This window comes from Rubinisphaera italica (assembly GCF_007859715.1).
Lineage (GTDB): Bacteria > Planctomycetota > Planctomycetia > Planctomycetales > Planctomycetaceae > Rubinisphaera > Rubinisphaera italica.
On record NZ_SJPG01000001.1, the window covers coordinates 4,618,639 to 4,630,227 of the forward strand.

Below are 11,589 nucleotides of genomic sequence, written 5' to 3' on the forward strand. Positions count from 1 at the left end.
TGTTGGATTTGAGAAAGTGCCTTATTCCTCATACTGACTGGAATCGCAATTTCTATTGCTGATAAAATCTACTCCTGATGAGCCGCCTCAGCCATGCTGCGGGCGAAGGCTTCAATCTCCTGAAGAGTCTCTTCAAAGCTCTTCCCACCATCAGACAACTGCTGAAGATGCTTCACGATCGCCGAGCCGACAATCGCCCCATCAGCGACACCACGCAGAGGATCAAGATGCTCCGGCTTGCCGATCCCAAATCCAACCGCCAGCGGAGTCTTCGTCTTCTGTTTCAGACTCTTCAGTTGCTCGATCAATTCACCCGCCACCTGATCACGTTCTCCGGTCGTTCCGGAAACAGCAATGCAGTAAATGAATCCACTGGAATGAGCCACGATGGATTCTGTTCGTTGAGCAGTCGTTGTCGGGGCCAGCAGTTGAATCAAATCCAAGCCGGCTGCCTGCATTTGAGGAGCCAGTTCACTGGCCTCTTCAGAAGGCAAATCTGGCACGATAAATCCACTAAAGCCAGCCTGTGAAGCTTGCTCAATGAAGCGATCCGTTCCATGCCGAAAAATGATGGCATAGGAAACCATCGCCACCAGCGGCGGCATCGATTCCTGTTTCAAAGAGCCAACCATCTCGAATATGCCATCCACGGTCGTTTTCTGAGCCAGGGCCCGCGTATAGGAGGCTTGGATGACCGGGCCATCAGCAATTGGATCGCTGTAGGGAAAACCGAGCTCAATCAAGTCCGCACCAGCCCCCGCCAGAGCTTTGAGCAATTCACCCGTTCTGGGCAAATCGGGATCCCCAGCTGCAATAAACGGCATGAACGCCAACTGCCCTTTCGGGCCACGTTCACGAAAAACAGCTTCAATTCGAGAGCAGGTCTGTGTCATCAGAAAATTCCACGGCAACATTAATTTCTACGCAAATGGGCAATCTCAACTACCCAACTCTGCAAAACAGATCAGCAGTGGTTATCGGACATTGCCCCCTTGAAATCAAGGCTGGCATCAACGATCAATCGATTGTTTAGGTCAAGTTTACATTTACGCAGCGGCTGGCGAAGTGAAAACGCCTGCATTCGTAATGCCTGGACGCGTTTCAGTGAAACTGATTATCCTCTGAATGAGACTGACACGAAAAACTTTGAGACGGCCATCTCTGAATATAAATAATCAATAGCACCAATCATCAAGGGAAACAGGAGCAATTAAATTGATTGCAATGACAAATCAAAAGGAAATTGAACCAGAACGTTACGTTTTTTGTCTCCATTCTTGACGAGTCCACCAATTCCAAGTAACTTTTCACTCAATCGCACCGCGATTCCCTCCGGTCCTGTAGCTCAGTTGGTTAGAGCGCTTGCTTGACATGCAAGAGGTCACAGATTCGAGTTCTGTCAGGACCACTACTAAAGCCTTGATGCGTAACACTTTACGACGCTTCAAGGCTTTTTTATTGGTATCACTTTTATGCATATTTTTTGTGGTATCACTTTTGCCTAGAATTTTGTCGAATTTTGCTGATTTAGAGGTGATGCTTCAAGCTGAAGCTCATCAAATAACTGGGCCATAAACGATCCAGAAATGCATGAAACCAGTAGCCTGATACATTACTGGCTGGAAGAAGTGTCTAAACACTCAGGCTGAAAGATCGTTGAATGACATCCGAATCTGATCCTGCTTCAGTAAAAACGCACTTCAAAAGAAAACCTGCAAGATGCCCTCAGTGTCGTTTCAAACCTGTCGGTAGCATCCTATATGGGTTTCCTGCCATGGACGATGAAATGCGATCAAAGATTGATGAAGGACGAGTCGTACTCGGTGGCTGTTGCATAATAGAGACTAATCCCGATTGGGCCTGTAGTCAGTGCGACTGGAAAGGTTGGCGAGTGTATCCAGACACAGCCACTTTTGAACTGAATGAAATTGTAAAAGAACTTGAGAATAACCACCTTGGTAATCTCGACAAAGAAATACGACGGCTCATGCCCGAGCCTGTCAATCAACAAATGGTTGGCGATCGAGAAGATCTCAGTGAGTATCGGTCAGCCCTTGTTGGGGGCGATCCGGGTGAAATCATCGTCGATCTAGGCTTACTGGAAATCAAAGTCTCTGAGTTCAGTGTTCGATGGAATGGGCCACACACTCCTGTTGTAAGGCCCATCAACACAGCCATCGTTGATTGTCATGAAAAATCGATGGAACAGATTCTCAAAGAAGTACGACGATTGATTCAGAGAAAATGCAAAAACCGCAAGTCGAAATATAGAACTTGCAAATACTGTCAGGAGTCCAATCCTCCCGAATGGATAATATCAGATGTATTTGATGGCACTGTCTGTCACTCATGCGCAGAACAACACGAAGGAATAGTCTTCTAGCAATCACACCAAGTGCAGACAGACATTTACAAAACAAATAAAGCCTCACTGCTTTTGACAGTGGGGCATTTTGTTCTTGATAAAAGACTAACTGAAATCAGCCACGATTCGAGTCACATCGTACTTTGCTGCATAACTGGCGAGTTTATGCAGCAGCTTTTCCTTGCTTTCGGCTTCGAGATCAAGCGTCAGATTGTTCTTACGCTTGGTACACTTCACCCCAAAATACTCGGCAGCATCCTTGAGAGGTTGAGCTAGATCAGACACCAAATTGTATCATGGCGACATCAGCAATTTGAGCGGTGAAGAAGCTCTCCAATTGTCGAGTCGGAAAGTTGGTGAACTCGACATCCTTGATTAGATTCCGTAAATTTATTTTGACCGTTATCTTTAATTTGCTACAATAGAACCAACCTGAAAAAACTTTCTTAACTGGTACCGTCCTAGACGGTCTCTTACATGAATCAGAAATTTATCTGATCGCTATTTAAATATTTTTCTGCGAATACTCTATTATTTCGTATAAGAATGAATTTGTCAGGAATATCTACAGGTATGGAAAAACTCAAAGATTTAATAAATGGTCCCTTCGTCTCAGAATCGGAGGACGGTGTAAATTACCGAATACTTAATAATGATGGCGATGCTGTCGCATGGATCACTGGAAATTTAATATCTGGTCTGATCCTCACATTGCTGAATGGGATCTGCGAGGAGGAATCTAAATGATCTCACCACTCGCCAAAGCAACTTTCAAAGCGTTTAAGCCTTGGATCAACACGTCTGATTGCGGAATTAAAGGTGAAAATGGAATTTGCCACCTTATCACCAAGGAGACGAAAAGACTTTTCAATGAATACCGTCGACTGCGGGAAACTGGTGAGAAACGCCCCAAGTTGAATTATCCACGAGGCAGCAATCGGTACAAGTATGGTCCGTTTGACCCCAAACGAGATTTCTTCTGCAAGACCATGTCACCTTGGAGAATTGAACAGCATCTTGGTGGAACCAAGCATTATTACAGCAGCAATCAGCATGGTCGCTCATTATTAATGAGGTGGATTCAATTTTGAAATGCACGGGTTGATGGAAAAAGAGTGACATTCGTGAGATGGTTTGTTTTGACCAAACGACCATCAATCCTACTAAGAAGAAATCACGAATGTCACACACGCATCTTACTGCTGAGGAACGTGATTCCATAGCGCACATGCACGCCCTGGGACACTCTCGAATAGAAATTGCGCGCGAGTTATCCCGAGACCCCAGCACGATCTCCCGAGAACTGCGGCGGAATTCGGATGCGACCGGGAAGTATTTCGCCGGGAAAGCCGACCGCAAAGCGCGACGGCGTCGACAACTCTGCAAACTCCCCTGGAAACTCAACCACGCTCCGCTCAAAGAATTCCTGCTCGATAAGTTGTCTCTCAAGTGGTCGCCGGAACAGATTGCAGGTCAACTCTTGCGACTGCATCCTCGGGAGGCCAGAATGCGAATATCCATTGAGACGATTTACGCCTGGATCAAAGCAAACAAAAAGCAGGGCGGCAACATCTACAGGCAGCTGCGTCAATCGAGAAAGAAACGCCGCAAACGCTACGGCACAGGGATCTCCAGACGATGCGACCCGACCAAAAAGCCAATGGATCAGCGACCGGTTTCTGCACGCAATCGTTCGCGGATCGGGCACTGGGAATCGGATACCATCGAGGGTCAAAAGGGGACCGGCTACATTGTCACGCATGTCGAACGCAAGACCGGCTATCTTGTGGCGAGCTATCTGCCGGACAAGAAAGCATCGACGTTGAACGCGGCTTCGGTGTTTGCGTTTGAGGGGTTGCCATCGTCATTGATTCGAACTTTGACGACGGACAACGGGAGTGAGTTTTCGGGTCATCGAGAGTTGGAGCAAGCCCTGCATTGTGCGATCTATTTTGCTCCGGCTCGCCAGCCGTGGCAACGCGGCCAGAATGAGAACACCAACGGGCTTCTGCGGCAATACTTCCTGAAGGGGAGCGATTTCCGTAAACTGAAAGCCGAGGATATTCAAGCGGCTGTGATGGAGTTGAACAACCGGCCTCGCAAAAAGTACCAATTCAAATCACCACACGAACTGTTCGAACCCAAAACCCGTGCATTTCAAAATTGAATCCACCAATCATCATTGGCGCACCTTTTACCATGTCAGCCTTGGCTGCTGGCGTCAACTCGCCTGTTACAGGATCAATCGAAGTAGCAGGATCATAACTCCTGGTTACGCCAACATTTTTCGTTGAAGTTGGACCAGTTACAAGTATTGAGGAAGGATTGATATGTATGGTATGGCGAATTCGGAATGAATCACGACGAAAACTGAAACCGTTTCCATCACCTTCAAATGTACCATATAGTGGTGCCTCCACATGAGGAAAAGGAATGAATGCTGTAATCTGTATATCAATTTGATTTGGGTCTACGACTACAAAACGGAACTTTGATTTTACAATTGATTCACATGATTGACAAGAACATTCTGCAGCATCTGCGGCTTCCTTGTTTTCTGAATTCCAAATTACTTTTAATTCAACTTCAACCTCCCATAATCCCTGCTTGGGAAAGATTGCAGCGAAACTAAAGGAGTTCCCGTCTAGCATTGTTGTATTTGGACGGTAAGCTTCAGCAGATGGAATGTCATTATGCCCCTTTTTCCATGTAACAGATGCGATCGTCCACATAACATTCGCATCATTGAATTTACAGAATTCACTATCTGTAGGATTATCATATTCTGCTTCTAAAGACAGTATTTGAACATGCCCAGCCAATACTCTTTTTGGGTCGTAAACAATTTCTTTAATGCTCGCTTCAGGACATGCATTGTCACCAGGACATGGACTCGGGCCTTCACTCGGCTCAACCGAAGGCTCCGGCGAAGGCATCTCACTTGGATTCCCGCCAGACATCTGCATCATTGCCAATCCTCTTGGAACAGACTCTGCATCGCGGCCAGGCCAGTTCAAACCAAACTGTTCTGCATACCAGTATTCATCATGAACTCGGCGACTTTGCAGCGAATTCATTTCCGTTTCGATACTGGCAAGGTTCGTCTCGAAAAGATCCCAGCCTGCCTGCCAGGCATTGACTGGCATAGAGGAACGACGAGCATTAAGCCACTGCTTCCAGGCGCGATCTTCGAAATGCTTGCGAGCAAACCGAAGTTCATTCGCCAGAATATGGGCATGCACGACAGTGAAGTTATCAAAGGTACGGCGAAAGCGATGACCAATCACGACTTCGGCATCCGTGAGTACCGGCGCGTCAAACAGCCAGGCTTTCATCCCCAGGTCGAGGTCTTCCACACCCCATTGCTGCATGTCGGAATCCATCCCCAGAATTTCCGCATAGAGATCCCGATGCATCGCAAAACAGCAACCGATCAGACTCGGCGATTCAAAGAACAATCGCCCAGCAGTAGTGCGGGTTCGCATCTCAGATCGAGCCAGCCAATACGTTTTCATACTGGCCACATTCATACCATAGCCGTAGCCAATCAAATGCGAGCTGTTTTCCCAGGTTCGTTGATCCAGCTGGGCAATGGCCGGTACAACAATGGCCCGTCCCTCATGAAGCTGAACATCTTCAACCAGCCGAGCAATAGCACCCGGCGTCGGCTTAGTATGCCCATCCAGAAACACAAAAACATCCCCACTTGCCAATGTTGTCGTGGCATGTTTTGTTGGCGAAGCCCCCTTACGCGTTGCGTGTCTGACAACCTGAATCTCAGGAAAGCGTGCCAAAACCTCTTCAACGGCATGGTCCGAAGAGGCATCGTCGGCGATAACAATTTCATAGTCCAGATCGTGAATTGATTCCTTACAGGACTTGACCGTCCTTAGTAAATTGTCACCTTCATTATGGGCAGCAATCAAAATACTTGTCTTCATTGAATAAACCTTGTGAGAATGAACTCGCTAAATTTTTGAATGGCAGTGCACTCCTGCCTCACTCTAAGACTGTTAGTTGCGCAGAATTTTTCGAAGAAGTTTCCATCGGAGCAAACCAGTAAGGCACTATTCACTCGATAACTTTGAATGGCTACCGGGAATTTCGGTTCCCGGCTCGACAAAGAGCCTTGGGCTTTCAAAGCCGGCTTCGGCCAGACTGATTAACGATCGCTCCAGCGTCGGTTGCTCGCGGGGAGCTGTTGTCACACCGACCGACCATTTCGTGACATTCCGTGTTCTCTGCTCAGTTTTCTCTTGCTCTTTTCGTCGTCGTAAACCTTCTTCACAGGCACTGCATCCTATAGTGTTCTCTTTCGTTTTCTTCAGCCAGACCGGTTTCAAAATGGAGCCCGATTGCTCCCTCTGTAAGTACTCATCTTCGTTGCGCCGCGAAAAATAAGCCGCCACCTGACGATGCATCTCAGGCTTTTCCGAACACCATCTCCATAAGCCGGTTGAATCCTTTTCGATATCCGTTGCAGGATCAAAATTATCTGCCTTGAGCCAGTCCATCCGCTCGACATACATCCGGCCTGATTTCTTTCCATGCCAGAAATGGCACAGATCTCCACGAATACAGCCCAGGTTTCCATGCGACTGCTCAGCAAATGACTGCTCCCAATTCCCGAACGCATCGAGCATGCCCTGCGTCGCCCGTTCCCGATTCATTCGCTCAGCTCCACGGCCCACCCAACTCAACGCCATCGCCGCATCCGCTCCACCAATCACATCCTGATCGTAAAGCCCCGACTCCGGCAGAAAATCGCGTCGGCAGGCCCAGGCAAAACCCGTATGAAACCAGGGATGCCGGGGGCGAGCCATCTTGCCGCTCGTCCAGCCAGACCCCAGACTTTCCTGCCGCTGGATCAATCCCCCCGCTTCATCCAGCTGCAGAATCTGTTCCGCCATCTGAACAACCGGCGTTTCATCAAGAGCCTGCTCGGTCAGTCGAAACCACTCGGAATTCAAAAAGAGAATATCCGCATCCAACCAGGCAACTTTGTCGACAGCAGATGGAAGAGATTGAATTCCGATATTCAGCAGCCGCTCTTTCTGCCAGAGAAGATTCTCCGCCTGACCACGTATCCGAATCGCATCTTCAATTTCAAAATGATCATCGAACGACAACTCGACCGTCGTAATCGGCTGATTCAATCCCTTTCGGAATCGAAAATAATTGTCTCGGATATTTTGATACCGACACGGATTGAAATAACACGTCACCAAACCCAGCATAAATTGACCTCATTGAATAATTCGGGAAGAAAGAGCCCTGCATATTCCATGAAGACGATGCGCGAATACGCGCACCAGTTCCGCTTGAGACTGAGAAGGCATTCAAACGCCAATGGCGAATCTACAAATTCAGCAGATCACACAAGCGAGAAACAAACCCATGAAAATTTTCAAAGTCGGTTTCGATAAAGCAGGCACAGCAAGCCTGCATCAAGCACTCAAACAGTTGGGCTACCGATCAATGCACCAGTATCAACGGGAAGAAGAAATTCTGAAACAATTGATACTCGACAAGAGACACTCCGATCTGGAACAATTCGATGCCTTCGTCGATGGCAACTGGGGCCAGCACATCGAAGTCATCCTGGAACATTTTCCAGATGCATTCCTGATCTTCACGATGAGAGATCGAGAAAAGTGGATCCAGAGCCGCATCATCAATGCTCTGTCTAATCGCTACTTCCAAAAGCCTGGGTTAACAGAAATCAACACCATCAAATGGGGAGAAATGTACGACCAGCATCTGCAATCCGTCCGACAAAAGCTGACATCCCATACCCGTTATCTGGAAATCAACATCCCCAACGGAGAAGGCTGGGAAAAACTCTGCCCGTTTCTGAATGTCTCAGCCCCAGAAACCCCATTCCCAAGAGTCAACACAGCAGAAAATCACCTTGAAAACATCCTCCGAGCGAAGCAAAGAAAAGGCTAAAATAATCCCAGCCACAGCGATCAAACAGAATGGATACACTGTCAGCCTCAAAATATTTTCGCTACGAACAGGATTGAGTCGCAACACATCCATGGATCACGGCTAAATAAGTCTGAAACGAAACAAAGCCACCAGAACGAAGTGATGGATGTGGTAATATCACTTGTGCATAAATAATAAGAGTTCGAAAAGGTTAATTTCTCGTCCGCCGCCGTCTACGAACGGGCTTCACAACATTGACTGGTCGACTATCAAGTTCACGTAATGCTTGAGCCGGAGCCGAGAAACCCAGTGTCAAAATGCGTTCAAATAAATCTAACCCCTGCGATCGCAAGGGTTCCCCCATGCGCTGCAAAGCCATTGCAATACTGTTGAACGCGGCATCAGAGATGTCGAAGTTTCTGCGATAGACTTGCTCTTGATCAGCGTCCAACTGATCCAACAAGGCATTCGAAAGATCAAGAACCAATTTCGGATCAGTACCGACAAAATCTGAAAGTAAATCTGCGAAGTGATGGGCAGAGACATTCTGAATCAACTGAGGACTTGCTAGGGTCGCGTGAAGGATTCGCCGCGAATAACGGTTAGGCTTAAATTGTGCAAAAAGAAACACCTCTGCAAGTGCAGAAGAAATTTGCTCATCGTCATGCTTCGAAAGCACTTCAAATAGTTCAGTCGCACGCGGTCGGCATTTGACCTCCTTCCATAAGTTAGCCGCCATAAATGCAATGCCTTTTAAAATTTTCGCATCCACCTGCGACCCCAAATGAACAGATTCCAGCACCTCAGTATCAACTCGGTTGTAGCCATCCTGCACAAGATAACTCAGACCAATCAACTCGCCTTTCGCCTGTTTACCCATCACCCATTCACTGACTTCCAATTGATTGCAAAACTGAATGAATACCGTTTCACCCAGAAAATCTCTTAACTTGGCAACCACCATCACACCAGAGCAGGAATCACGAACACTCGGATATTTTTCAAAAAACTTTTGCAGAAATGCAACCGAACGATACTGATCACAATGCCACAGCATGGGAAAGGCATAGGCATGAACTTGCCATGTTCTCGGATCATCCTCACGTTCCAAATGGTCTTCAAGAACGACAAGCCAATTATCGCTACTTGGGGGCTTTTTCCGCATTAGTCCGTACGCAATAGCATTGAGTATACTATAGGACCCGTGGGGAATGCTTGTCAGACTACTTAGATCGAACAGAATACTACTTTCACCTTCTTTATCTTTATCATCCCCCTCGAATGTTTGTGATGTCGGTTCCGAATACTTCCAACTCACTAACCAAGAAGTTAGCAAATCACAGATCTCGTCTGGTAAGCCATCCAAATGATCCAGCCGTTTTCCAAACGCTATCGCTGCTGCATCTCGAAAATCATGCGAATCAAAACCAAGTGAATCTAGTTCTGTAATCAACTTAAAAAACTCGTCCGAGGATATTTCGGACTCACCCAGACCACGAACGATATAACTCACTGGCATTTGTTGATCTTCACGCCTGAATTGTTTCGCAAGAACAATCCCACGGTCAGGTCGCTTTTTCGTCATCTCTGCGAGTTCCCTTGAGGCTTCAATACAACCTCCTTGAAGAGGTCGACGTGGATGATTCCATTCCGTTTGATCTGTAAGCTCATCGAACAATTTGAGAATATCATGATCAGCTGCTTTCGCCATTTGCTCTGCTGACATTGGGCTTTCAACTTGAGACATCCACGCACGTGAATTACGGATTTCAAGACCAGTCTGATGCAGTGCCACTTTTTCAGCTTCAAAATTAGATCGCATTGATTGAGTCATCAATTCAAATGGTATTGCGGCACGAAGTCGTAGCTTTAGTTCTCGATCCCACTTTCTACGACTAAAACGAGTATTTGCATCTTCATCGGGAATCTGAGCGTGATACTCCGACCATTTGTTGATTGCTTCGTCAAGAAGAATGATCTGTTCTTGATTCAGATCTCGTGAAATCTTCGCGATCAGCCTCCTCGAGTCGCCAGGGTGGTCAACGTGGTCGCCAATAGCGAGTCGTCTAGGATCACCAATCAGATATTCTAAAGCGAATTCAACCGGTGTTTGCTTTATGTCGACAAGAGCCCGGCATAGTAATCTTTGTACCAGCATTGAATCAATTTGCATTGCATTCCGAACGAAATTCTCGAATGCGACAATGTCTCCATTACCCAACTCTTTCAAACTATCCTGCAGGGCATCAAACAACGGCATGTGACGATGACTGTCATTATCAAAATCAAAATAAACACTCCTAGATAACCTGTAAGCACGATAAATATGATGAGATTCAGTCAGAGTCGGTTCGATGGCATCAATAAACATTGGCCAGAATTCACTTAAAAAAGCATGAGGAGCCGCCTTTGCAATTTCGGGCATGTTGTATAACCCATCATTCGCTTCCAGCAATTTCCTAACGGCATCATTACTATGAAGTGTAATTTTTGCGGCCAAATGATCAGCTATACTTGAACATTCCGGCAAATCAGGCTTCGTTGGCTCGTCTTTAGTGAGGGCATGTTGCAAATCTTTTCGAAATTGAGTCCCCAGTATTCGCGGCGCCAGATCAGGTTCATACTCAGAAACAACAGACGCAATACCTGAAACATGATGTTGTGAAAGAGTCGACCGCTCTATCATCCGGCAGACGATTTTAACTCGTTCTTCAGCCCATTCTGTAAGGTGGTCGAAGATCCGAATTGACAATTCATCTTTAGTTGTGTCATTCAGCCAGTGAGATTTCAGCAACTCAATAGTATCACTTGGATTTCTACTGATCGCGTTCACCAGTAATCCCACCAATTCCCATTCAAGACCACCAGACTCTTGAAGAAATTCAGAGATGCACTGATCCTTAAACCGTTGAAACCAACCTTCACTCATTGATATCGCTCGAATAGCCCGGCGACGGAAGTCATCATCTTCCAGCCAATTTACGAACTGTACCTCTTCAAAATCATCGGGATCGTTAAGCTGCCCCAGAAAATCCATAATCAGATGTTGAATATGCAGCCTGAGTTGTCCCGAACAGAGTTTATTGATCTGGAGTTGATAAACCTGCTTTGACACAGATCGCAGATAGACGAGAGTCGACCAGAGAGTTGGCCGGACAAATAACGCGTTCTGTCTATCGAACACATAGTCATAGAGATCAGTCACTCCTTTGGCAATCGCACGAGCTCGCGCATGGCTGAACAACGTTTGGTGCTGAAATCCAATTGTACGATTACTCCCACCGTAAGTGAGT

The 11,589-nt window shown here is 46.7% G+C and carries 9 protein-coding genes and 1 tRNA gene (1 of these 10 only partly in view); 5 read left to right on the top strand and 5 right to left on the bottom strand.

The genetic code is table 11. The features are described from left to right. Positions 1-68: 68 nt before the first annotated feature. A complete protein-coding gene (gene trpA, locus Pan54_RS17440; protein WP_146504700.1) occupies positions 69-893 on the bottom strand; it encodes a tryptophan synthase subunit alpha in 825 nt (274 codons plus the stop codon). A gap of 441 nt (positions 894-1,334) precedes the next feature. Between trpA and Pan54_RS17445 the strand changes: the two genes are divergently transcribed. Further along, positions 1,335-1,408 (top strand) — tRNA-Val (locus Pan54_RS17445). A 378-nt stretch (positions 1,409-1,786) separates the two neighbouring features. Further along, positions 1,787-2,383, top strand: coding sequence for a hypothetical protein (locus Pan54_RS26130; protein WP_207310170.1), 597 nt, complete (start codon positions 1,787-1,789; stop codon positions 2,381-2,383). 87 nt (positions 2,384-2,470) lie between these two features. Here Pan54_RS26130 and Pan54_RS17455 read toward each other — a convergent pair whose 3' ends face one another. After that, positions 2,471-2,650: a hypothetical protein gene (locus tag Pan54_RS17455; RefSeq protein WP_146504701.1), complete on the bottom strand. Its 180-nt coding sequence runs from the start codon at positions 2,648-2,650 to the stop codon at positions 2,471-2,473. A gap of 458 nt (positions 2,651-3,108) precedes the next feature. On the opposite strand from Pan54_RS17455, the gene Pan54_RS17460 reads away from it, so the two are divergent. Further along, a complete protein-coding gene (locus Pan54_RS17460; RefSeq protein ID WP_146504702.1) occupies positions 3,109-3,456 on the top strand; it encodes a hypothetical protein in 348 nt (115 codons plus the stop codon). An 89-nt stretch (positions 3,457-3,545) separates the two neighbouring features. Beyond that, positions 3,546-4,532, top strand: a complete 987-nt coding sequence (locus Pan54_RS17465; RefSeq protein ID WP_165441826.1) for an IS30 family transposase — start codon at positions 3,546-3,548, stop codon at positions 4,530-4,532. Here Pan54_RS17465 and Pan54_RS17470 read toward each other — a convergent pair. Next, entirely contained in the window at positions 4,480-6,306 is a 1,827-nt protein-coding gene (locus tag Pan54_RS17470; RefSeq protein ID WP_146504703.1) for a glycosyltransferase, read from the bottom strand. The two genes, Pan54_RS17465 and Pan54_RS17470, sit on opposite strands and share 53 nt — an antisense overlap. 126 nt (positions 6,307-6,432) lie before the next feature. Continuing rightward, positions 6,433-7,602 (bottom strand): hypothetical protein, encoded by a 1,170-nt coding sequence (locus Pan54_RS17475; RefSeq protein ID WP_146504704.1) that lies wholly within the window; start codon positions 7,600-7,602, stop codon positions 6,433-6,435. 160 nt (positions 7,603-7,762) lie between these two features. Here Pan54_RS17475 and Pan54_RS17480 point away from each other — a divergent pair, with 160 nt between their 5' ends. After that, a complete protein-coding gene (locus Pan54_RS17480) occupies positions 7,763-8,314 on the top strand; it encodes a sulfotransferase (protein ID WP_146504705.1) in 552 nt (183 codons plus the stop codon). A gap of 193 nt (positions 8,315-8,507) precedes the next feature. Here Pan54_RS17480 and Pan54_RS17485 read toward each other — a convergent pair whose 3' ends face one another. After that, a protein-coding gene (locus Pan54_RS17485; RefSeq protein ID WP_165441830.1) for an AAA family ATPase crosses the window boundary here: on the bottom strand, positions 8,508-11,589 show its 3' portion. 1,433 nt of this gene lie beyond the right edge of the window; only the last 3,082 of its 4,515 coding nucleotides appear in the window; its start codon lies off the right edge, out of view — the gene reads right to left on this strand; it ends in the stop codon at positions 8,508-8,510.